Annotated in this window: 24 protein-coding genes; 12 read left to right on the forward strand and 12 right to left on the reverse strand. The window is 71.7% G+C overall.

The annotated features are described in order from the left end of the window. The first annotated feature begins 192 nt into the window (after positions 1-192). On the forward strand, positions 193-1593 hold the full coding sequence (gene murC / locus C6Y14_RS40730; protein WP_107021978.1) for a UDP-N-acetylmuramate--L-alanine ligase: 1401 nt from the start codon (positions 193-195) through the stop codon (positions 1591-1593). A 29-nt stretch (positions 1594-1622) separates the two neighbouring features. Continuing rightward, positions 1623-2030, forward strand: a complete 408-nt coding sequence (gene msrB, locus C6Y14_RS40735) for a peptide-methionine (R)-S-oxide reductase MsrB (RefSeq protein WP_107021979.1) — start codon at positions 1623-1625, stop codon at positions 2028-2030. Positions 2031-2369: 339 nt separating this feature from the next. On the opposite strand, the gene C6Y14_RS40740 is transcribed toward msrB, so the two are convergent. Continuing rightward, the gene (locus C6Y14_RS40740) at positions 2370-2945 is read right to left on the reverse strand and encodes a TerD family protein (RefSeq protein ID WP_107021980.1); all 576 of its coding nucleotides are present in this window, start codon (positions 2943-2945) and stop codon (positions 2370-2372) included. Positions 2946-3170: 225 nt separating this feature from the next. Between C6Y14_RS40740 and C6Y14_RS40745 the strand changes: the two genes are divergently transcribed. The 3 genes from C6Y14_RS40745 (at position 3171) to C6Y14_RS40755 (ending at position 6094) form a co-directional block, all read left to right on the forward strand. Continuing rightward, positions 3171-3560 (forward strand): BlaI/MecI/CopY family transcriptional regulator, encoded by a 390-nt coding sequence (locus tag C6Y14_RS40745; protein ID WP_107021981.1) that lies wholly within the window; start codon positions 3171-3173, stop codon positions 3558-3560. A gap of 6 nt (positions 3561-3566) precedes the next feature. Next, entirely contained in the window at positions 3567-4499 is a 933-nt protein-coding gene (locus C6Y14_RS40750; protein WP_107021982.1) for a M56 family metallopeptidase, read from the forward strand. Positions 4500-4660: 161 nt separating this feature from the next. Continuing rightward, complete coding sequence (locus tag C6Y14_RS40755) at positions 4661-6094, forward strand: LCP family protein (protein ID WP_199855042.1); 1434 nt, start codon at positions 4661-4663, stop codon at positions 6092-6094. A gap of 67 nt (positions 6095-6161) precedes the next feature. Here the strand turns inward: C6Y14_RS40755 and C6Y14_RS40760 are convergent, their stop codons facing one another. Then, complete coding sequence (locus tag C6Y14_RS40760; RefSeq protein ID WP_107021983.1) at positions 6162-6617, reverse strand: tellurite resistance TerB family protein; 456 nt, start codon at positions 6615-6617, stop codon at positions 6162-6164. Positions 6618-6744: 127 nt separating this feature from the next. On the opposite strand from C6Y14_RS40760, the gene C6Y14_RS40765 reads away from it, so the two are divergent. After that, positions 6745-7809, forward strand: a complete 1065-nt coding sequence (locus C6Y14_RS40765) for an ion transporter (RefSeq protein ID WP_107021984.1) — start codon at positions 6745-6747, stop codon at positions 7807-7809. 27 nt (positions 7810-7836) lie between these two features. Here C6Y14_RS40765 and C6Y14_RS40770 read toward each other — a convergent pair whose 3' ends face one another. Beyond that, positions 7837-8211, reverse strand: coding sequence for a DoxX family protein (locus C6Y14_RS40770; protein WP_107021985.1), 375 nt, complete (start codon positions 8209-8211; stop codon positions 7837-7839). A gap of 105 nt (positions 8212-8316) precedes the next feature. Between C6Y14_RS40770 and C6Y14_RS40775 the strand changes: the two genes are divergently transcribed. After that, the gene (locus C6Y14_RS40775) at positions 8317-9165 is read left to right on the forward strand and encodes a LysR family transcriptional regulator (RefSeq protein WP_199855043.1); all 849 of its coding nucleotides are present in this window, start codon (positions 8317-8319) and stop codon (positions 9163-9165) included. Between the two features lie 100 nt (positions 9166-9265). Next, positions 9266-9721, forward strand: a complete 456-nt coding sequence (locus tag C6Y14_RS40780; protein ID WP_107021986.1) for an RpiB/LacA/LacB family sugar-phosphate isomerase — start codon at positions 9266-9268, stop codon at positions 9719-9721. Between the two features lie 45 nt (positions 9722-9766). On the opposite strand, the gene C6Y14_RS40785 is transcribed toward C6Y14_RS40780, so the two are convergent. The 9 genes from C6Y14_RS40785 to C6Y14_RS40825 form a co-directional block, all read right to left on the reverse strand. Beyond that, complete coding sequence (locus C6Y14_RS40785) at positions 9767-10810, reverse strand: lysylphosphatidylglycerol synthase transmembrane domain-containing protein (protein WP_107021987.1); 1044 nt, start codon at positions 10808-10810, stop codon at positions 9767-9769. 339 nt (positions 10811-11149) lie between these two features. Next, complete coding sequence (locus C6Y14_RS40790) at positions 11150-11764, reverse strand: GTP-binding protein (protein ID WP_107021988.1); 615 nt, start codon at positions 11762-11764, stop codon at positions 11150-11152. Then, positions 11751-12107 carry a DUF742 domain-containing protein gene (locus C6Y14_RS40795; RefSeq protein ID WP_107021989.1) on the reverse strand — a complete coding sequence of 119 codons (357 nt, stop codon included), beginning with the start codon at positions 12105-12107 and terminating at the stop codon, positions 11751-11753. The genes C6Y14_RS40790 and C6Y14_RS40795 overlap by 14 nt, the downstream gene beginning before the upstream one ends. A 1-nt stretch (position 12108) precedes the next feature. Next, on the reverse strand, positions 12109-12534 hold the full coding sequence (locus C6Y14_RS40800; protein ID WP_107021990.1) for a roadblock/LC7 domain-containing protein: 426 nt from the start codon (positions 12532-12534) through the stop codon (positions 12109-12111). Positions 12535-12545: 11 nt separating this feature from the next. Continuing rightward, on the reverse strand, positions 12546-15086 hold the full coding sequence (locus tag C6Y14_RS40805) for a sensor histidine kinase (protein ID WP_107021991.1): 2541 nt from the start codon (positions 15084-15086) through the stop codon (positions 12546-12548). 244 nt (positions 15087-15330) lie between these two features. Further along, a complete protein-coding gene (locus C6Y14_RS40810; RefSeq protein ID WP_107021992.1) occupies positions 15331-16347 on the reverse strand; it encodes a substrate-binding domain-containing protein in 1017 nt (338 codons plus the stop codon). Positions 16348-16658: 311 nt separating this feature from the next. Next, the gene (locus C6Y14_RS40815) at positions 16659-17477 is read right to left on the reverse strand and encodes an SAM-dependent methyltransferase (RefSeq protein WP_107021993.1); all 819 of its coding nucleotides are present in this window, start codon (positions 17475-17477) and stop codon (positions 16659-16661) included. 70 nt (positions 17478-17547) lie between these two features. Beyond that, positions 17548-17784: a DUF397 domain-containing protein gene (locus C6Y14_RS40820; RefSeq protein ID WP_107021994.1), complete on the reverse strand. Its 237-nt coding sequence runs from the start codon at positions 17782-17784 to the stop codon at positions 17548-17550. A 1-nt stretch (position 17785) separates the two neighbouring features. Next, a complete protein-coding gene (locus C6Y14_RS40825; RefSeq protein ID WP_107021995.1) occupies positions 17786-18661 on the reverse strand; it encodes a helix-turn-helix domain-containing protein in 876 nt (291 codons plus the stop codon). A gap of 404 nt (positions 18662-19065) precedes the next feature. On the opposite strand from C6Y14_RS40825, the gene C6Y14_RS40830 reads away from it, so the two are divergent. The 4 genes from C6Y14_RS40830 (at position 19066) to C6Y14_RS40845 (ending at position 21915) form a co-directional block, all read left to right on the forward strand. Next, positions 19066-19635, forward strand: coding sequence for an ATP-binding protein (locus tag C6Y14_RS40830; protein ID WP_225891529.1), 570 nt, complete (start codon positions 19066-19068; stop codon positions 19633-19635). Then, the gene (locus C6Y14_RS40835; protein WP_107021996.1) at positions 19613-20083 is read left to right on the forward strand and encodes a hypothetical protein; all 471 of its coding nucleotides are present in this window, start codon (positions 19613-19615) and stop codon (positions 20081-20083) included. The genes C6Y14_RS40830 and C6Y14_RS40835 overlap by 23 nt, the downstream gene beginning before the upstream one ends. A 282-nt stretch (positions 20084-20365) precedes the next feature. Further along, positions 20366-21142 carry a hypothetical protein gene (locus C6Y14_RS40840; protein WP_107021997.1) on the forward strand — a complete coding sequence of 259 codons (777 nt, stop codon included), beginning with the start codon at positions 20366-20368 and terminating at the stop codon, positions 21140-21142. Between the two features lie 56 nt (positions 21143-21198). Further along, entirely contained in the window at positions 21199-21915 is a 717-nt protein-coding gene (locus C6Y14_RS40845; RefSeq protein WP_225891530.1) for a DUF1775 domain-containing protein, read from the forward strand. Positions 21916-21964 lie beyond the last annotated feature (49 nt).

Below are 21964 nucleotides of genomic sequence, written 5' to 3' on the forward strand. Positions count from 1 at the left end.
GCCGCACCATGCCCCGCACCTGCCCGGTCAGAAGCTTGGTCCACCCCACCCAACAAGAGCCATCAGAAACGACCTAGAGGCGCGGGGAACTGCGCAGTCTTTTGGCTTTGAAAGCCGCGGGGCCGCTCAGGTGGGCGTAGCGAATAGGGTGGGGGCGCTCATCGTCACAGCCGCATCCTGGGAGAAATACGTATGGCACCCGGCCTTCCTACCGCCATGGACCGACCGCACTTCATCGGCATCGGCGGAGCCGGGATGTCGGGCATCGCGAAGATCCTCGCGCAGCGCGGGGCCGCGGTGGCGGGCAGCGACGCGAAGGACTCCGCGACCGCCGAGGCCCTGCGCGCACTGGGCGCCACCGTCTACCTCGGGCACGCCGCGGACCACCTGGCGGCGGACGCCACCTGCGTGGTCGTCTCCTCGGCGATCCGCGCGGACAACCCGGAGCTGGCCCGCGCCGCCGAGCTGGGTATCCCGGTCGTCCACCGTTCGGACGCCCTCGCCCGCTTGATGGACGGCCTGCGGCCCATCGCGGTGGCCGGCACGCACGGCAAGACGACCACGACGTCGATGCTGGCGGTCTCCCTGTCGACCCTGGGCCTGGACCCGTCGTACGCGATCGGCGGCGACCTCGACGTCCCCGGGTCCAACGCCCTGCACGGCGACGGCGAGATCTTCGTCGCCGAGGCGGATGAATCGGACCGCAGCTTCCACAAGTACGCGCCCCAGGTGGCGATCGTGCTGAACGTGGAGCTGGACCACCACGCCAACTACGCCTCCATGGACGAGATCTACGAGTCCTTCGAGACGTTCGCCGGCAAGATCGTGCCGGGCGGCACGCTGGTGATCGCCGCGGACCAGGAGGGCGCGCGCGAGCTGACCCGCCGGCTGCCGGCCGGCATCAGGGACACCATCGACGTGGTGACGTACGGCGAGTCGGAGGACGCGGACGTACGCGTGCTGTCCGTGGTCCCGCAGGGCCTGAAGAGCGAGGTGACCGTCGAGCTGAACGGCTCCACGCTCACCTTCACGGTGTCGGTGCCCGGCCGCCACTACGCGCACAACGCGGTGGCGGCGCTGGCGGCGGGCGTGGCCCTGGGCATTCCCGCGGCCGAGCTGGCCCCCGCCCTCGCCTCGTACACGGGGGTGAAGCGGCGCCTCCAGCTCAAGGGCGAGGAGGCGGGCGTGCAGGTCATCGACTCGTACGCGCACCACCCCACCGAGATGACCGCGGACCTGGAGGCGATGCGGGCGGCGGCCGGCGACTCGCGCATCCTGGTCGTCTTCCAGCCCCACCTCTTCTCGCGCACCCAGGAACTGGGCAAGGAGATGGGCCAGGCCCTGGCCCTCGCGGACGCCTCGCTGGTCCTGGACATCTACCCGGCCCGCGAGGACCCGGTCCCGGGTGTGACGAGCGAGCTGATCATCGACGCGGCGTGGGCGGCGGGCGCGGACGTGACGCCCGTGCACGACATGTCACAGGTGCCCGCGGTGGTGGCGGGAATGGCGAAGCCCGGTGATCTCGTTCTCACCATGGGCGCGGGAGACGTGACGGACCTCGGACCCGAGATCCTGACCCGCCTGTCGAAGTAGCGGTACCTGAGTAGAGGGGTTGAGCTTTCATGTCGTACGACATCGAGAAGCCGGACGAGCAGTGGCGTGCGGAGCTGAGCCCGGCCGAGTACACCGTCCTGCGCCAGGCCGGCACGGAGCCGGCGTTCCGCGGTGAGTACACCGACACCAAGACGACGGGCGTCTACTCCTGTCGGGCGTGCGGAGCCGAGCTCTTCACTTCCACGGAGAAGTTCGAGTCGCACTGCGGCTGGCCGTCCTTCTACGACCCGAAGGACTCCGACGCGGTCGAGCTGATCGAGGACCGCTCCCACGGGATGTCGCGGACCGAGGTCCGCTGCTCCCGGTGCGGATCGCACCTGGGCCACGTCTTCGAGGGCGAGGGCTACGCGACACCGACCGACCAGCGGTACTGCATCAACAGCATCTCGCTGCGGCTGACGCCTGCCGAGGGCTGACACCGCTCCCGGCGCCCGGCCGATACGTCGTCGGGCGCAAGGGGTCTGCGCATCCGCCCTCGCGTGGGCCCGACTGCGGCGTAGTTGTCGTGCGCCCGGGAGCGGCTCGCTGGTCCAGGTCTCCGAGGACCGGAACGGAACCGCCGGATCCTGGCAGGTGCGCGCCCGGGTCATCTGCGCTCCGTGATGTACCGGGCTGAGCCGGGCGAGTGCGTGCGCCGGCTCAGCCCGAGCCCGGGCGGCGCGGCGGGCTCCCGCCCGGCGGGTCCCCGTCCGGCGAACCCGCCCCCGGGGATCAGGCCCGGGGGCGGGCGGTTCGTGTCGGGCGCCGGCGTCTCCTCAGACGTTGACGCCGAAGTCGGCGGCGATGCCCGCGAGGCCGGAGGCGTATCCCTGGCCGACCGCGCGGAACTTCCACTCCGCGCCGTGGCGGTACAGCTCGCCGAAGACCATCGCGGTCTCGGTGGCGGCGTCCTCGGACAGGTCGTAGCGGGCGATCTCCGCGCCGCCCGCCTGGTTGACGACGCGGATGAAGGCGCCCCGGACCTGCCCGAAGCTCTGCCCGCGGGCCTGGGCGTCGTGGATGGAGACCGGGAAGACGATCCGGTCCACCTCGGCGGGTACGCCCGCCAGGTTCACCTTGACCGACTCGTCGTCGCCCTCGCCCTCACCGGTGAGGTTGTCACCGGTGTGCTCGACCGAACCGTCGGGGCTCGTCAGGTTGTTGTAGAAGATGAAGTGCTGGTCGGACAGGACCTTGCCGGAGGTGTCGAGCAGCAGGGCCGAGGCGTCGAGGTCGTAGTCGGCGCCGGTCGTGGTCCGTACGTCCCAGCCGAGGCCGATGAGCACGGCGGTCAGGCCCGGCGCTTCCTTGCTGAGCGAGACATTGCCGCCTTTGGCCAGGGAAACTCCCACTGCGTACTCCTTCTCGATGCGTGCGTGCGCGATGCGTGCTTTATGTGTGCTTGATGCGTGCTTGATGTGTGGGGTGGGGCAGGGGTCGTCCGGGGCCCCGAGATTAAATCTACAACACTGTAGAAAAAGGGGAAGGGGGGCGGCGGCCGCGGGCGTCAAAGGTGGGGGTCGGCGTCGATACCATGGACCGCCCGTGTTTCGGAGTCGGTGGAAGGGAGGCAGGGCGTGACGGACCAGCGGCAGCGTCCCCCTCGGCGGGGACAGGGCGAGCTGGAGGCCCAGATCCTGTCGGCCCTGCGCGCGGCGGAGGGGCCCGCGACGGCGGGGTGGGTGCAGGAGCGGCTGGGTGGTGATCTCGCCTATACGACCGTCATCACGATTCTGACCCGGCTGCTGGCCAAGGGTGCGGTGACCCGGGAGCGCGTCGGCCGGTCCTTCGTGTGGACCCCGGCGTCGGACGAGGCAGGGCTGGCCGCTCGCCGGATGCGCCGGGTTCTCGACGGCGAACGGGACCGGGAAGCCGTACTCGCCAGCTTCGTGACGTCCCTGGAGCCGAACGACGAGCGGCTGCTGCGTGAACTGCTGGCCCACTCCGAGGCGCAGAGGGAAGACTGAAGCCTCATGGGGGTGTTCGTCTTTCTGCCGCTGGTCCTGCCGTTGACGGCGTGGCCGATCGCCCGGCTCGCCGAGCAGCGGCTGCACCCGCGGACCGCCACCCGGCTGCTGACCGGCCTCGCCGTGGTCATGGCGGTGTGCAGCACGGTGTGCCTGGGACTGCTGATGGTGGTCGGCACGGCACAGCTGCCCGGCAACCCGCTGCCCGACGGCTGGTCGGATCCCGAGGTGCGCGAGGCCGTGCCGTACGACGAGATCGCCGGGAAGCTGGCGATCCCGGCGCTCCTCGCGGTGCTGCTGGTCTGTGGGCGCACGCTGTGGCGGCACCGGCGGGTCCGTCGGCGCGCCCACCTGGCGCTCGCCGACCTGCCCGGCACCGAGGTGGCCGTCCTGCCCGACGAGGTGCCGTACGCGTACGCCCTCCCCGGTGGGCGGCGGGACCGGGTGGTGGTGACCACCGCGCTCCTCTCCTGCCTCGAACCCGCCGAGCGGCGCGCCCTGTTCGCCCACGAGCGCGCGCATCTGGCCGCGCGGCACCACCGGTTCCTGCTCGCCGCCCGACTGGCCGCGCGCGCCAACCCGTTCCTGCGCCCGCTGTGCACGGCCGTGTCCTACACGGCGGAACGGTGGGCCGACGAGGAGGCCGCCCGGGTGGTCGGCAGCCGCCGGGCCGTGGCCTGCGCGATCGGCAAGGCCGCCCTGGTCTCCCGCGGCACCCCGGTACCCACGCTCGCGGGCCTCGCCGCGCCGGGCCCGGTGCCGCGCCGGGTCGCCGCGCTGCTCGGCCCCGCGCCCGTGCCGCGCACCTGGCCGTCGGTGTTCACCTCGGTGGGCCTCGCCGCCTGGGGCGCGGCGGCCGGGACCGCGGTGTCCGCGCTGTCCTCCGCGAACTCCGCGGTGACGATGGTTCTCATCCTGCACGCGGCGACACCGCTGTGAGCAGGGGCCGGGCGGCCGGTCGGCGGGGTGAGTCGTACCCGCCTCCCGTCCGTATCTCTACATGAATGTAGAGTTTCGCCGTTCGGAGTAACGGGGGCGCTGGGCGCTCGTGAGTCAGGGGCCGGCCGGAGAGTGCGGCCGAGCGTGGGAAAGGGGCGCCTGTGGGCGGTAGGGGACAGCGGCGGCATGCTCCGGCCGGAAGCAGCTCGGGGCGGGCGGCGCGTTCGGAGCGGGGGGCTCGTTCGGCGCGGCCGACGAGACTGACGCGGCGGGGGAGGATCGTCGCGTGGACGGCGGGGGTGTTCGCCGTACTCGTCCTCGGTTCGGCCGGCGTCGGCGCCTGGATATACCAGGACCTGAACGGCAACATCGGCGCCGCCGACATCGACAACAAGCTCGGCGGGGACCGTCCCGAGAACCTCAGTCCCGGTTCGAAGAACATCCTGGTCGTCGGCTCGGACAGCCGTGACGGCGACAACGCGAAGTACGGCAAGGACCTGACCACCATGCAGTCCGACACGCTGATGGTGATGCATGTCCCGGCCAACCGGAAATGGGCGACCGTGGTCTCCTTCCCACGCGACTCCTGGGTGCAGATATCGGCGTGCGAGAAGGGTGACGACAGCACCTCCGCGGCGCACCACGCCAAGATCAACGAGGCGTTCGCGATCGGCGGGAGCACCGGCGAGGTGGCCGGCGCCGCCGCCTGCACCATCAAGACGGTCGAGGCCAACACCGGACTGCGTATCGACCACTTCATGTCCGTCGACTTCCAGGGCTTCAAGGGCATGGTCAACGCACTGGACGGCATCGAGGTCTGCCCCGAGGAGGCCATCCACGACGAGAAGGCCCACCTGGACCTGGAGGCCGGCTGCCAGACCGTCAAGGACGAGGAGGCGCTCGGCTACGTACGCGCGCGGTACAGCGTCGGTGACGGGTCCGACCTCGGCCGCATCGGCCGCCAGCAGGAGTTCATGGAGGCGCTGGCCGGGAAGGCGCAGTCCAAGCTGACCAGCCCGACCTCGCTGTACGACTTCCTGCAGTCGGCCACGAAGTCCCTGACCACGGACAAGGACCTTGCCGGTATCAAGCCGCTGTACGGTCTGGCGTCCGAACTCAAGGGCATCCCCAGCAAGAAGCTGACCTTCCTCACCGTGCCCAACTACCCGCGTGAGGCGGACGTGGCCGCCGACAGGGCCAACGTCGTGTGGCAGTACCCGCAGGCCGACGACCTGTTCACCTCCCTGGCCAAGGACAAGGAGGTCGACAAGAAGGCGCTGCAGGCCGAGGCCAAGGACGACTTGATATACGCGTCCGGGGTCCGCGTCCAGGTCCTCAACGGCACGGGCGTCTCGGGGCGGGCCGCCGTCGTCGCCGCGAAACTGCGCCTGGCCGGGTTCACCGTCGTCGGCACGGGCAACGCCCCGGAGACGACCCGCGCCACCACGGCCACCTACCCGCAGGGGATGGGCGCGCAGGCGAAGGTGCTCGCCTCGCGGCTGCCCGACACGCGGGCCGCGCAGGGTTCGGACGCCGCCGCGGGCGTGGTGACCCTCGTGGTCGGAACCGGTCTCGACCCCGACGGCATTCTGTGAACCGCCGGAACGGGTGGGACGGCCGAGGCGGTCGCCCCGTCCGTCCCACCCGTTCCGGCAGCCGTTCTCAGAGGTCGAACTCGTGCGGCGGCAGGTCCAGGGTGAAGCACGCCTCGCGGACGACGGCCTGCTCGGTCTTGTCGAAGTCGCCGTCGGCGCCGCCGATGACGATGCCGATCTGGACCACGGCACGTGCCTCGGCGGGCTTCTTCTTGGCCTTGGCGATCTCCTGCAGCACGCTGACCTTGCCGAAGTCGAAGTCCGCGACCAGCTTGTCGAGGTTGGCGTCGAAGCGGCGCTGGAGGTCGTCGGCGGGGAAGTTCTGCAGCACCTCGTTGGTGGCGATGAGCTGGGCCACCCGGCGGCGCTCGGACGGGTCGATCGTGCCGTCGGCGGCGGCGACCAGCGCGCACATCGCCATGGAGGCGTCGCGGAAGGCACCGCTCTTGAGGTCGTTCTTCTTCGCCACCAGCTGGTTCTGCATCGTCGACGCGGAATCCTTGATGCGGTCCCACAGGGCCATGAGATCTCCGTACGTGTGAGAGGTGTGCCCGGTCGGCCTGGAACGGCCCGGGCATCGCTTATTTCTACAGTAGTGTAGAAGTTGGCGGGAGCGTACGACTTCACGAAGAGGGAGCTGGAAGCGCGCGATGACGGATGACGCGGCCACACACTTACCCGGCAGCCGCGGTTCCCGGGACACCCGGACCACCCGTGCCGCCCTGGCCGAGCGCTGCCGCGGAGTCACCGAGGCCCGCTGGTTCGCCGTCGCGGTCTTCACGCTGATCATCGCCAACGCGCTGGTCCTCGGCATCGAGACCTACACGGGCGTCGTCCACCGCTGGCACGGGCAGCTGAAGCTCGTCGAGCACTGCTTCCTGGCGGCCTTCACGGTGGAGATCCTGCTGCGCGCGGGCGCCCACGCGGACCGCCCGCGGGACTTCCTCCGCGATCCGTGGAACCTGTTCGACCTGGCCGTCGTGTTCTCCGCGTTCCTGCCCGTCGTCCGCGAGAACGGCACCATCCTGCGGCTGCTGCGCCTGGCCCGCGTCCTGCGCACCGCCAGGTTCCTGCCCCAGCTGCGCGTCTTCCTCGTCGCCGTGGGCCGCAGCCTGCCCGGCACCATGAGCTTCCTGATCGTCGGCGCCCTGCTGCTCTACGTCTACGCGATGGTCGGCTGGGTCGCCTTCGCCGAGAGCGACCCCGAGCACTTCGGCTCCCTCGGCCGCGCCGTGCTCACCCTCTTCCTCCTGATGACCCTGGACGGCCTGGGCGACTCGGTCCGCGCGGGCCTGGAGATCTCCCGCTGGAGCATCGTCTACTACGCCTCCTACGTGCTGCTCGCCTCCTTCGTCCTCGTCAACGTGCTCATCGGGGTCGTCATCAGCTCCCTCGACGAGGCCCGCGATCTGGAGCGCGAGCAGGAGGAGGTGCGAGGGGCGGTCGGCCTACTCCCCGCAGCGCCGGTGCCGATGCCGGTGCCGGTCTCGGTGTCGACGCCCGTGCAGCGCGCGGGTATCGAGGCCGAACGCGAGCTGCGGGAGCGGATCGTGACCGCGCGGCAGGCCCTCGACGACCTCGAAGCGAGCCTTCAGCGGGTCTTCGCGCCCGCACCGCACGAGGCGGAGGGGATCCCCTCCGCCCTGGATTCGGCCCTGGACCCGGCCCTGGATCCGGCCCCGGACCCCCTCACCCGCGAGCCGCATCCGGGGTGAACGCGCGCACAGCGGGGCCGGCGTCGCTCACAGCCAGACCGTCGCCAACCACACGGTCACCGCGGCGGTCAGGAGGAGCGTGATGTTGAGGGCGATCCGCCGGTCCCCGAGCCTCAGGTGCACCCTGGTCGCGCCGATCTGCAGGACCGCGAACCCGACGGCCGCGGCCAGGGCCAGCCAGGGCGCGATGCCGGTCAGCGGCGGAAGGATCAGTCCGATCGCGCCCAGGACCTCGATCACGCCGATCGCCCTGACGGCCGGCATCGGCGTGCTGTCCACCCAGGCCATCATCGGGCGCAGCCCCTCCCGGCTCCTGACCACCTTCACCCCGCCCCCGTAGAGGTAGAAGAGGGCGAGCAGTCCGGCGACGATCCAGTAGGCGGGTTCGAGTGCGTCAGTCATGCCTTGATCACACTGCGGGGGCGCCCCGGCTGTCCAAGACCCGTTCCGGCACCTCGATACCGTACGGGTATCAGCGGAGGTGTCCGCATGGCTATCGTGGCGCCCATGGAGCTACGCACGCTGCGCTACTTCGTGGCGGTCGCCGAGGAACTCCACTTCGGGCGGGCCGCCACCCGGCTCCACATGAGCCAGCCGCCGCTGAGCCGGGCTATCCGGCGTCTGGAGAGCGAACTGGGTGCCGCGCTGTTCGACCGGTCCTCCGCCGGGGTCGCGCTCACCGCGGCGGGGGCGCTGCTGCTCGACGAGGCGCGCGACCTGCTCGGCCGGTCCGACCGGATCCGCGAACGCGTGGCCGCGGCGGCCGGTGCCGCCCTCCTCACCGTGGGCATCCTCGGGGACAGCACGGACCCGGGCGCGCTCCGGCTGGCCGCCGCCCATCGCCGTCAGTACCCGCACGTCGAGGTCCGCGTCCGCGAGACCGACCTCACCGATCCGACCTGCGGACTGCGCGCCGGATCGGTCGACATCGCCCTGACCCGCGGGCCGTTCGACGAGACCGGACTGGCCGTGCGTGAACTGCGGGCCGACCCGGTGGGGGCGCTGCTGCGCGCCGACGATCCGCTGGCAGGCCGCGAGAGCCTGAAACTGGCCGACCTGACCGGCCGCCGCTGGTTCCGGTTCCCCGCGGGCACCGATCCGCTCTGGCAGTCGTACTGGAGTGGTGGCGAACCCCGCGAGGGGCCCGTGGTGCGGGCGGTGCAGGAGTGTCAGCAGGCCGTTCTCTGGAACGGCACGGTCGGTATGACGCTCCTCGACCACGTGCCGGCGCGGGGGCTCACGGTGGTACCGCTGACCGACATGCCGCCGAGCCGCGTGATGCTGGCCTGGAACCAGGGCGACCCGAACCCCGTACTCGACCCGTTCGTCCGGACCGCGATCGCCGCCTATGGGTGACGAGCGGCGGGTGACGAGCGACGGATGACGGGCTGTGGATGACGGGCTGTCGATGACGGCCGATGGATGTCCGCCGGTCCCTCCCGGTAGTCTCCGGCGCATGCGGATCTCCGTCTCCTCCGACATGGACGAACCCGTGGCCCGCGCGCTGGTCGCGGAACTGCGCGAGCGCGGCCACGAAGTGCGGGCCCACGGGGCGCTGCGGCCCGGGGGCGACGCGCGATGGGCGGTGTGCTCGGAGGCGGCGGCCCGTGATGTCGCCGCCGGGCGGGCGGACCAGGCGGTCGTGTGCTGCTGGACCGGCACGGGCGCGTCGCTGGCCGCGAACAAGGTGTCGGGCGTACGGGCCGCGCTGTGCACGGACGCCTACACGGCCGACGGCGCCCGCCGCTGGAACGACGCCAACGTGCTGGCCCTCGGGCTGCGGCTGACGTCCGAACCGCTGCTCAAGGAGATCCTCGACGCGTGGTTCGACGCCGAGCCCAGTACGGACGCCGACGACCGCGAGAACGTGTCCCATGTGGCGGAGATCGATGGCGGCGGGGCGGCCTCGTAGCCGGGACGGGACGTCGGCACCCCGCCCTTCACAGCGCCCCGCCGTTCACAGCACCCTGCGGTGCACCAGGGCCGACAGCACCAGTGCGCCCGGCAGCAGCGGTATCCAGACCGTCAGGACGCGGTAGCCGACGACGGTCGCCGCCGCGATGCCCACGGGGGCGCCGAACGCGACCATGGTGAACACCAGTGCCGCGTCCACGGGCCCGATCCCGCCGGGCGCGGGAACGGCCCCGACCGCCGTACTGGCCAGGAGCAGCGCGAGGACCACCTGGGCCCACGACAGCGGGAGCCCGAGCGAGAAGCCGACCGTGGCGATCACGCTCCCCTGCAGCAACGGGGTCGCCGCCGACCCGCCCCAGAGGGCGATGATCCGGGCGGGCCGCCGGTGCAGCAGCCGTACGTCGGTCAGGGCGGTGCGTACGCAGTCCGCGGCCGGGCGGCGCAGGGGACGTACGGTCGTCACGAGCAGCGCGGCCGTGCCGAACCCGGCGGCGACGGAACCGGCGACCAGCGCCATGGTCCGTCCGTCCGGGACCAGTTCACCGAGGTGCAGCAACTCCGGGTAGGCCACCACGAAGACCAGCAGCACCATCGTCTTGGCGACCGGTCTGACCAGGGAGTACAGCGCGAGCGAGGCGGTGGCGCGGGCCAGGGGTATGCCCCGGCCCTGGAGGAAGCGCAGGGTGACGGCGTGGGCGCCGATGCTCGCCGGGAGGACATGGTTCGCGGCACCGGCGGCGAACTGCGAGGCGAGCAGCAGCCCCGGCGGCAGCCGGTCGGGGATGGCGCCCTGGCGTACGCACGCGGCGGCCACCCAGCCCAGGCAGGTGCACAGGACCGCGGCGAGCAGCCACCAGGGGTCGGCGGTGGCCAGCCGGGCGGTTCCGTCGCGGACGGTCCGCCAGTCGGCCGCCGCCCATACCGCGATCAGCAGCAGCGGGAGCAGGGTCAGCGCCCAGCGGACCGGGCGCCCGACCGAGGGGAGGCGGGCGGGAGCCGGATCGGGGGATGGGACGGGGGTCAGGGGCGGAGCGGGGGCGGGCGTGGGGAGCGCCCGGGGGACGGATTCGAGCGGGAGCGAGGACACGGCGCACGTCGTCCTTCCGCGTCATACCCGCGCGGGGCGGGCGGACGGTCACGGCGAGGCAGGAGGGGACGGCCGAAACATGCCCACCCGGTGTGACGCCATGGTGTCCGCAAGCCGACGGGGCGTGGACGGCCCGCCGTCGCGCACACGGCTCCGGCTTCTTTGTTGTGCCCACGCCCACCAGATCTCAAGCCCCACCGCTGCCGGGCCCACCCGTGCCGGGCTCACCCGTGCCGGGCTCACCCGTGCCGGGCTCACCCGTGCCGGGCTCACCCGTGCCGGGCTCACCCGTGCCGGGCCCACCCGTGCCGGGCCCACCCGTGCCGGGCCCGCCCGCTCTCAGGCCGGGGCGTCGGGCCGGCCGTTTCCGTTGCTCCGGGCCGAGGTCGCTATCAACTGGTCGATCAGCGCGATCAGTACGTCCCGGCACGATTCGCGGTCCCGGGCGTCGCACAGCAGCACGTGCGCGTTCTCCGGCAGCGCCAGGGCCTCCCGGATCTCCTCCGGCTCGTACGGATGTTCGCCGTGGAAGCCGTTGACGCCGACGACGAACGGGATGCCCCGCCGCTCGAAGAAGTCGATGGCGGCGAAGCTGGACTCCGGGCGGCGGACGTCGACCAGCACCACGGCCCCCAGGGCGCCGATGGCCAGGTCGTTCCACATGAACCAGAACCGCTGCTGGCCCGGCGTGCCGAAGAGATACAGCACGAGTTCCTGGCTGAGCGTGATCCGCCCGAAGTCCAGGGCCACCGTGGTGGCGTGCTTCTCCGGGATGCCGCCCAGGTCGTCGACGCCCAGGCCGGCCGCGGTGAGCGGTTCCTCCGTGCGCAGCGGCACGATCTCGCTGACCGAGCCGACCATGGTGGTCTTGCCCACGCCGAACCCGCCGGCGATCAGGATCTTCACCGTGTCGGGTGCTGAGGTCCCCTGGATGACGGGGCTAGAGCCGGCCAAGGCCGTCCCTCACTTTCTGCAGCAGGTCCAGGTCCGAGGTGCGGGAGATCTCACGCGGTGCCCTGGCGGTGATCCGGCCCGCCTCCAGCAGATCGCAGAGCATGATGCAGACCACGCTCACCGGCAGATCGAGCTGGGCGGCCAGCTCCGCCACCACGACCGGCTTGACGCACAGCCGCAGGATCCGCGCCTGTTCGGGCTGCGGCCGCGCGGCCCGCGCGGGTGGCGGATCCACCGTGGTCACCGACGTGATGAGGGTGAAGTCGGCGCGGCTGGGCCGGGTGCGCCCGCCGGTCAGCGTGAACGGCCGGACGAGACGGCCCGCCGAATCGCCTCCGTTCACTTCACTCGCCGGAGTCGGTGGCGACGCCGGCTCGCGGTGCCGCGCTGAGGTGCTCGCCGATCTTCTTCACCAGCATGTTCATCTGGTACGCGACCACTCCGACGTCCGCGCCCCGGTTGGTGAGCACGGCCAGATGGGCACCGGGGCCCGCCGTGGTGAGGATCAGATAGCTGTTGGCCATCTCGATGAGCGCCTGCCGGACGGGCCCGCCGCGGAAGTCCATGCTGACGCCCTTGCTGAGGCTCATCAGACCGGACGCGGTCGCCGCCAGCCGCTCGGCGTCGTCCCGCAGGAACCCCGTGGACCTGCTGACGACCAGTCCGTCCTCGGAGAGCACGACGGCTTGGTTCACCTCGGCGACCCGGTCCACCAGTCCGGTGAGCAGCTGGTCGAGCTGACTGTGCGTGGCAGGGATGGGGCGTGTCATTTCTCTGTCCTTCATGAGCGGTCAGCGGGCGGAGTCGAGGTGACGGAAGCGCCTTCGGGCGCGGCTTCTTCCCCTTGGTCGTACGACGGATCCGCGTCGTTGTCACGCGCCTGGAGTGTTCCGCGCTGGAATCCGGCGAGGGAGGAGGCCGCGCGTTCCGCGGTGAAGTCGTCCAGGGAGCTGTGGGCCTCGTCGGCGGTGTCGGTGACGGAGTCCTCACGCAACTCGGCGGCCAGGCTGGTCTGCGGCACCCGGCGTGGCAGCGCCTTGAGCCCGTCGCGGGCCGGGAGCCCGCCCGGCCCGGAACGGCCCGCACGGGCGTGGCGGGCACCGCCGTGGTCCGCACCCGCACCTGCGTGGCTCGTATCGGCACGGCCCGCGTCGGCACGGCCCGCCTCGGGGCGGGTTCCGAGGGTGGCGGTGCGTGCCGCGGGCACCTCGGCGGTGCGCGTGCGGGCGACAGGCTGTGCCTCCCGCGAGCGTTCGTGCGTGGGGCCGTCCGCCTCGGCGTCCTCGGTGTCCCGCGCGGTCGTGCTCTTCGCGGTGACGGCGACCCGGGCCGGTTCCCCGGCGGGCCTGCGCGCCTCGTCGGCCGCCCGCGCGCCCCCGGCGGCGGACTCCGGGGACTCGCGCACCACGATCTCGTACGGGATCAGCACGATCGCGGTCGTGCCGCCGTACGGGGAGGGGCGCAGCGTGACGGTGATGCCGTGCCGGTTGGCGAGCCGGGCGATCACGAACATGCCGAGCCGCAGGTCGTCGGCGAGGGCCACCACGTCGAACTGCGGGGGCACCGCCAACTGGGCGTTGAACGACGCGTAGTCGTCCTCGGACATGCCGAGCCCGCGGTCCTCGATCTCCACCGCGAGGCCCTTGGCCACCAGCCCGGCCCGCACCCCGACGGGGCTGGGCGCGGGGGAGTACGTGGTGGCGTTGTCGATGAGTTCGGCGAGCAGGTGGATGACGTCGGCCACCGCCGGCGGGGCGAGGAACACCTCCTCCTCGGTCTGCACCTCCACGCGCTGGTACTCGGCGACCTCGCCGACCGAGCTGCGCAGGATGTCGATCAGGGCGACGGGCTCGGTCCAGCTGCGGCCGGGCCGCTCACCGCTGATGATGACCAGGTTCTCCTCGTAGCGGCGCAACTGGCTGGCCGTGGAGTCGAGTTCGTACAGGCCCTTGAGGATCTCCGGGTCCTGGTGCCGGCGTTCCAGCGCGTCGAGCTTGGTGAGCTGGAGGTTGACCAGGTTCTGGCTCTGCCGGGCGATGCCGAGGATGACCTTCTGGAAACCGCGCCGGGTGTCGGCGAGTTCCACCGCGGTGTTGACCGCCGTGCGCTGGGCGGTGTTGAACGCCTGCGCCACCTGGCCGAGTTCGTCGCGGCCGTAGTCCAGCTCGGGTGTCGCGGACTCCACGTCGACCGTCTCGCCGCGGTCGAGGCGCGCCACGACGTCGGGCAGCCGCTCCTCGGCGAGGCCCAGGGTGGCGATCCGCAGTCCGCGCAGCCGCCGGGACAGGGAGCGGGTGATGCGCCAGGACATGAAGACGCACACCAGCAGGGCGACGAGTCCGGCGGCGCTCAGCGCGGCGGCCTTGATCAGCAGCGCCTCGGCCTGGTCGTCACTGCGCTGCAGCAGCGCGGCCGTCTCCTGCTGGATCAGGGTGGAGTACTGCAGCCGGAGCTTGTCGTACGCCGTGCTCCAGCGCTTCTCCGCGTCCGGGAGGTCGATCCGCCCGCCGTCGCCGCCCTTCGCGCGGGCCGCGAGCACCTGCTCCTCGACGGTCTCCAGGGACTTCCAGTCGGAGCCCTGGAGGATCCGCTCGGTCTGTGTCTTGACGGAGCCGCGCAGCGACGGGATGAGCTGGTCCTCGACGAGGAAGCGCCGGGCGTTGACCAGTTGGGTGAAGTGGCTCCACGACTCGTCGTCGAGCCTGCCCGCCGGCCACACCAGGTGCAGCTGGGCGTCCTCCTGGGAGACCAGCTCCGCCGAGTGCTCCAGAGCGACGAGCGGGCCCGCCTGCGAGGTGAGTTCGCCGTCGTCGACCTGCGAGATCTCCTGGAACGCGTGGATCTGGTCGTCGATGATCGACGTGTACTGGTCCAGCGCCTGCTCGGGCGTGATGTCGGTGGGGTTGTCCACCTGCCCGCGGTAGTACTCCAGGCTGCCCACCGACGCGATGACCGAGTACATCCGGTCGCGGATACGGGTGGGTGCCTCGCGGATCCGGTCGGACTGGCCGACCAGCGTCGCGATGGCCTTGTCGGTACGTTCCCGCTGCGCGTCCAGGGCGCTGCGGGAGCCGTCGGGCGAGGCCAGCAGCACGGCCGACAGGCTGCGTTCCTTCTGCAGCGCCAGCGTCGCGTCGGTACCCATGGCCCCGGTCGACCGGCTGAGGCCGGTCTGGTCCCGCAGCCGCAGGCCCTCGGAGAACATCTGGATCGTCGTCACACCCCACATGGCGGCGAGGGTGACGCTGGGAACCAGGGCCAGCAGGATCAGCGAGAGACGTATGGAGCCGAGACGGCGGCGGGCGCCTGTCCGTGGAGACATCGTCGTCCTAGAGCGATCAGCGGTGAGCAGGGGGCAGTCGCGGGGAAGTTCGGGCGGTCGCGGGGGGTGTCGGATCGTCGGCGGAGCAGGGCAGGGGACGGACGCGCAGGGTGAGCGCGTGTCCTGTACACACAGGGGGTCCGCAGGATGCTATCCGTACAAGTGACCGTACGCACCGTGAGTACCCCAAACCTTGTCATCGCCGTTATAAGGCGATCTCCGTCCGGGCAGCCCCGGCGGGCGTTCAGCGGGTCCCGTTGGCCGCGTACTCGGCCACCGAGGCGACGTTCTCCTTGGTGACGAACGCCGGTCCGGTGAGTACCGGTTGCTCCCCGCCGCCGCTGACGTTGCCGTTGGTCTCGTACAGCCAGAACGCGTCCACGGCTAGGTATCCCTGCAGGTAGGGCTGCTGGTCCACGGCGAACTGCACGTCCCCGCTCTGCACGGACTTGACGATGTCGCTGTTGAGGTCGAAGGTGGCGATCTTCGCCTTGCTGTCGGCCTCCTTCACGGACTTGACGGCCGCGAGGGCGAACTGGGCGCCGTTCATCACGACTTCGTCGATGGTCGGGTCCTGGCGCAGCGCGGCGGCGACGGACTCGATCAGGGCGTCCTCGTCGGTGCCGTCCACGTAGACCAGGTCGGTACGGCCGCCGAAGGTCTTCTTCACACCGGCGCAGCGGGCCTCCACGGCAACGTTGCCGCGCTCGTGGATGACGCACAGGGCGTGCTTGGCGCGCAGCGAGTCCAGCTTGTCGCCGACGGCCCGGCCCGCGACGCTCTCGTCCTGGCCGAAGTACTGCAGCAGGCCGCCCGCCTTCCAGGCGTCGATACCGGAGTTGAGGCCGACCACCGGGATACCCGCCGCCCTGGCCGCGGCGACCGCGCCCTTCATCGCCTCGGGCTTGGCGAGGGTCACCGCGATGCCGTCGACCTTGTCGGCGACCGCCTCGCGCACCAGCTTGGCCTGTCCGGCGGCGTCGGGGTCGCTCTGGTACGCCAGGTCGATGCCGTCCTTGGCGGCGGCGGCCTCGGCGCCCTTGCGCACCCGCTCCCAGAACGCGTCGTCCGGGGCGCTGTGGGTGATCAGGGCGACCTTGATCCCGGAGCCGCCCGCCTTGCCCGCCGTGGTGGCGTCCGAGTCGGCCCCGTCCGAGCCGGTGCAGCCGGACGCGAGCAGGGAGACGGCGGCGCAGGCGGCGAGGGCGGCGGTGCCGCGCGCGGATCTGCTGGAAAGGGGACGGGAAGGGGTGTGGGTCATGGGGGAACAGCACCTCGCTGTGCGGCCGACAAGCGGATGGGGGCGTCAAGTCGCTGTGACGGGCGGCGGGACGAGGTGCCGACTGTCCGACTTTCGCTGGCCGGAGCCAACCGTGTGTGACGCCCGGTCGTCAAGTGAGTGACCGCATGGCCCGAGTTGTGGGCTTTTGATTTGAGGTAGGGATGAGGTGTGAGGGCGCCCCGTCCGGCGCCCCCGGAGGGGCGCGGGGAACCGCGCGCTCAACCCCCACCGGCCCGCAGACGTCGTACAGGAGTCTGCGGGCCGGTTCACACATGCTTACAGCGACAGCGTCACCCCTTGCGGGCGATCGCCCCGTACATCGCGACGTCCTCGTCCCGGACGCCCTCCTCGCCCGTTCCGTCCGGAAGCCACTTGTGCACCTGGACGATCCCGGGCTCGACCAGTTCGAGGCCGTCGAAGAACTCCTCGGCCTCCCCGATCGTCCGCAGCCGCATCGGCATGCCGCGCGCCGCGTACTCACGGGCGACCCGGCCGACCTCGTCGGGCGCGAACTCGGCGGTACCGATGGTCATCGCCAGATAGCTGCCCGCGGGCAGGGGGTCCAGCAGGCGCCGGACGATCCCGACCGCGTCGTCCTCGTCCAGCACGAAGTGGACGATCGCGATGACGGTCAGCGCGACCGGCTTGTCCAGGTCCAGGGTCTCCAGGAACTCCGCGGAGCCCAGCACGGCCTCCGGGTGCTGGAAGTCGGCCTCGATGTACGCCGTCCGGCCCTCGGGGGCGCTGGCGAGCAGCCCCTGGGACAGGGTGAGGACGATGGGGTCGTTGTCCACGTAGACCACACGGGACTCGGGCGCCACCGACTGGGCGATCTCGTGGAGGTTCGGGGAGGTGGGGATGCCCGTCCCGATGTCCAGGAACTGGCGTATCCCCGCGCTCTCGGCGAGCCAGCGCACCGCGCGGTTCATCCAGTCGCGGTTGGCCCGCATGTGCACGGGCATGGCGGGCCACTCCCGCACCATGGCGTCACCCGCCTCCTTGTCGGCGGGGTAGTAGTCCTTGCCTCCGAGGATGTAGTCGTAGATGCGAGCCGAGTGCGCGCTCTCGGTGTCGATCCGGTCGGCAGGCCATCCGTCGTTGTCGGGCAACGCCGATCTCCCATCATGTCGTCGGTTCACGGTGAACGCTCAAGCACCAGCAGGAGTTTCGGAACAGCGGTCAGAGCAAGAAGTCGGCGCGGCCGGCCTTCACGCCCGCCAGGAAACTCGTCATCTCACGTGGGGTGAAGACCAGCGCGGGACCGTCGGGGTCGGTGGACTGGCGCAGCGCGACCCGGCCGTCACCGAGCTTCTTCGCCTCGACGCAGGCGCCGCCCGCGTCGTCGCTCCACGGCTTGTACCAGCCGCGGTTGCCGAGTTCGCGGGACGGAATGCCGTTGCGTATGTGGTGGTGCACGTCAGAGCTCCTTGCGGATCGCACCGAGGAGGGCCTCGGTCTTTCTGGCGGGCGCCGACTGGGCGCCCAGCCGGTCCAGGGCCTCGCGGTAGACCACGACGTCGTCGTCCTTGTCCAGGTACACAGCGCCCACCAGGCCGCTGAGATAGACGATGTCGGGCAGCTCGCGCGCCCGGAACCGGAAGAGGTGGAACGCGCCGGCCCGCATGGCCGGGTGCGGACCGTTCGCGAACGGCATGATCTGCAACGTCACGTGAGGCAGTGAGTTGACCTCGATCAGATGGTCGATCTGGGCGCGCATCACCTCGGGGCCGCCGACCGGCCACCGCAGCACCGTCTCGTCCATCACGATCCACACGCGCGGCGGCGAGGGCTTGGTGAGCAGTTCCTGGCGCCGCATGCGCAGGGCCACCCGGCGGTCCGTCGCGTCCACCGAGGCGTGCGGGTTGCCGGCGCTCAGCAGGGCGCGCGCGTACTCCTCGGTCTGCAGCAGGCCGTGTACGAACTGTGCCTCGTAGGCGCGGATCTGCAGCGCCGCCTGCTCCAGGCTCAGATACGCGGAGAACCAGTCGGGCAGCACATCGCGGTAGGTGTGCCACCAGCCGCGCTTGTTCGCCTCACGGACCGACTTCAGGAAGGTGTCGATCTCCTGCTGGTCGGTCACGCCGTAGATCTGGAGCAGCTTCTCCGCGTCGGGGAGCCGCAGCCGGGCCACCTTGGCGGCCTCCATACGGCGGATCGTGGAGTGGCTGACTCCGAGCGCCGCACCCGCCTGCTCGAACGTCAGTCCGGCCCTGGTGCGCAGTTCCTCCAGCTGTCTGCCGAGGATCATGCGCAGGACGGAGGGCGCGCCACCCCAGTCGGTCTCAGCGGTCACGCCTTACCCCCTCACAGCGGGCTTCGAGGTCGCAGTCTGTCACGATCACCCGTTCGACAGAGGAAGCATGCACCTGCTGAATTGCAATTTTCAACTTGCCGGTTGCGAGCTGATGTTGGCAGGTGTCACAGTAGGGCGTACCGTCACGGCCCGGTGAACGACCTGACGGCGCGGCCCAGTTGGGGGAGAACGGTCCGCGCATCGTCACTGTCCGCAACGGGGTGTTCGCACCCCGCGGCGCAGCGGATCCGTGGGGTACCGGCACCGGTCTGACCCCCGGTGCGAAGGCAGACGAAAGGCGAACGGCGATGGCTCCGCCCTCTCTCCCCAAGCCATTGGGCCGACTGCCCGCGGACGAACGCACCGAGAGCGTGACAGACGGCGCGATCGACAAAAAATCAGACATGGCACTCGACAGGTCGGGCGTGTTCGGCCTGCCTCCCACCCCCGCCTCGGTCGGCCTGGCCCGCCGGAACGTGACCGAACTGCTCCGCGCGTGGGGCACGGATCCCGAGGCATGTGACAACGCTGTCCTGGTGACGTCCGAGCTGGTCACCAACGCGCTCACGCACACGGCGAGCGAGCGGATCGTGTGCCGGCTGCGCTCCGACGGACAGCGGATCCAGCTGGAGGTCGAGGACCAGAACCGTGGTCTGTCGATCCCCGCCCAGCGCACCGCCCGACTCGACGACCAGGGCGGCCGCGGACTCATGCTGGTCGGCATGCTCAGCACCGACTGGGGCACGCGGGACACCGCCCACGGCTCCGGACGCGTCGTCTGGGCCGTCCTTCCGGCGCGTCCGGCGACGGTCCCCCCGCCGTCCCTGCCGTCTCCGCAGTCCCAGCCGTCCCCCCTGCCGTCGGACAGACGGGCACACGCCCCCTCCGGGCTCGTGTCCACCCCGCACCTCACCCGGCCCGCCCCCCACTCGGCCGAAGGATCCCTGCCTCATGGAACTGCAGCACGCCCCTGACCCCTGGTCGCGTACGACCGTGACGTCCCCGTCCGAGCGCCCGATCCGCCTGGTCATACCCGCACAGTTGCGCACCGGTCTGGGGTGTGACGTGGTGGGCACGTCCAGGGAGCACGGCGAACGCATCCTGGACTGTCTGCCCCGTATCGGCTGTGTCTTCGCCGACGACTCCGACGACGGCTCCGCGGGCGGCGGACGCTGGTGGTGGGTCGTCCCCGCCGGATCCCACATCGGCGTCAGCTGGCCGCCCTCCGTCACCTACACGGTCGGCGCCCGCCGGGCCGACCCGTCCTGGACCCGGGCCCGCCGCGGCCGTTTCTCCGTGAAACCCCGGCTGATCCACAGCCCCGCCGGCGACTCGCCCTACACCCCGCCGATTCCCCTGTACTTCCTCGCGTGCCGCCTGGCCGGCCGCGTCCCGAGCTGGTCCCTCGCCGCGGGGGCCTGAGCGGCCCGCGGCCGCCCCTCCCGGCGTGAACGCCGACCGGCCGGGTGGTTCGTCCGCGGGCCGGTGGGGGCTGGTCGCGCAGTTCCCCGCGCCCCTGGAAGTGGGGCTGCGCCCCGACTTCCAGCGCGTGGGCTGCCTGTGAGCCGAGCGCGCAAGCCCGCCTCCTACGTGGACGTGGGCGTACGCGACGAGGCGAACGCCGTACGCGCCGCGCCGTGACGCGAAATGATGTGCCGCGACGCCCGGCGACGTGACGGGCGCGGGGGAGGACGGCGGGCGACCGTGCCGGGTGACCAGGTGACGCGGGGCGAAGGCCGGGCCGTCGGCCCCGGGCCGGGTTTCGCGGCGGCCGTGGTCCGGGCCATGACGTTCACTGTCGTCGGCAGCGTGCTCGCGGCCGTCGGCCATCACGCGGTCGACGGCGGACAGGTGCCGTGGCGCCTCGTGGCCGCCCTCGCCGTCGCGCAGTTCGCCGCCGTACGCCCCCTCGCCCGCCGCCGCCCGGGACTGCTCACGGTCGCCGGGGGCACGCTCGCCGCGCAGGCTGCCCTGCATCTCGCGCTGGGCACGGCCGCCGGCGGCGGCCACCACGGCACGGGGCACACCGGTACGGAGCACCTGGCTCACGCCGGTCGTTCCGCGACGGCGGAGGGCGGCGGCGGACACCCCTGGCAGCACACCGCGGGGGCGATGACGGCCGCCCACGTCTGCGCCGCCCTCCTGGTCGCCTGGCTCCTCCACCGGGCCGACGCGGCGATCACGGCGGTGCTGGTCACCGGCCGTACGCTGCGCGCCCTCGCGGTGGCGGTACTGTCCCGGCTGCTGCCGACCGGCACGGCCGCCGTCCAGGAGCCGCCGCCCGCCCCGCCGACCCGCTCCCTCGACCGCCCGGCGGGACCGCGGACGACCACACTCGAACACACGCTGGTGCGCAGAGGACCTCCGGGACGTACGCCCGTCCCGCTCGTCCCCTTCACCCGGGTCCGGCCGTCCAGGCCCGCCCGGTTCCACCAGCAAGGAGTTCCTCTGTGTCCACGTCCACGACGTCCGCAGCCATGACGTCCGCAGCCACGACGTCCGCAACTACGACGTCAACGTCCCCGCAGTCCTCGTCCGTGTCCGCGAACCTCCGCCGTGCCGGGCTGACCGGCGCCGCCGCGCTGACGGCTGTCCTCGCGCTCGCGGTGCCCGCCGCCGCGCACGCGGAGGTCGAGGCCGACAAGGCGCAGGCCCTCGCCGAGAACGTCACGCTCACCTTCGTCTCCGAGGCGGAGTCCGCCTCCGCGGGCTTCCGCGAGGTGCGGGTCGTCCTGCCCGAGGGGATCGCACCGGCTGACGTGTCGCTCGGCAAGGCTCCCAAGGGCTGGAGCCTCAAGGTCACCGCCGACGGCTACGTGGTGGGCGGTCCGGCGCTGAGGACCGGGGTCGACGCCGAGTACCAGGTGAAGGTCCGCCAGCTCCCGGACGCCGACGAGGTGGCGTTCAAGACCGTGGAGACGTACAGCGACGGTGAGATCTCCCGCTGGATCGAGCTGCCCGAGGACGGGGAGGAGGCGGAACAGCCTGCCCCGCTCCTGAAACTGAAGGCGGCGGCACCGGGCGCGACCCCCCTCGCCCCCAGCCCGAGCGCGAGTCCGACCCCCAGCCCGACGCCGTCGGCCGGGGCGACGCTGTCCACGAACGAGACCACGGCCGCGGAGGCAGGAGAGAAGAAGGACGACGACGGCTCCTCCACAGGACTGCTCGTCGGCGGCGCGATCGCCGCGGTGCTCGTCCTCGGCGGCGGGGCGTGGTGGCTGGTCAAGCGCCGCGCCTCCGTCACCGGCGGCTGACCCTCACCCGGCCCGTGGGACGCGCAACGCCCCATGGGCCGGGTGCAGG

This window comes from Streptomyces dioscori (assembly GCF_003024195.1).
Lineage (GTDB): Bacteria > Actinomycetota > Actinomycetes > Streptomycetales > Streptomycetaceae > Streptomyces > Streptomyces dioscori.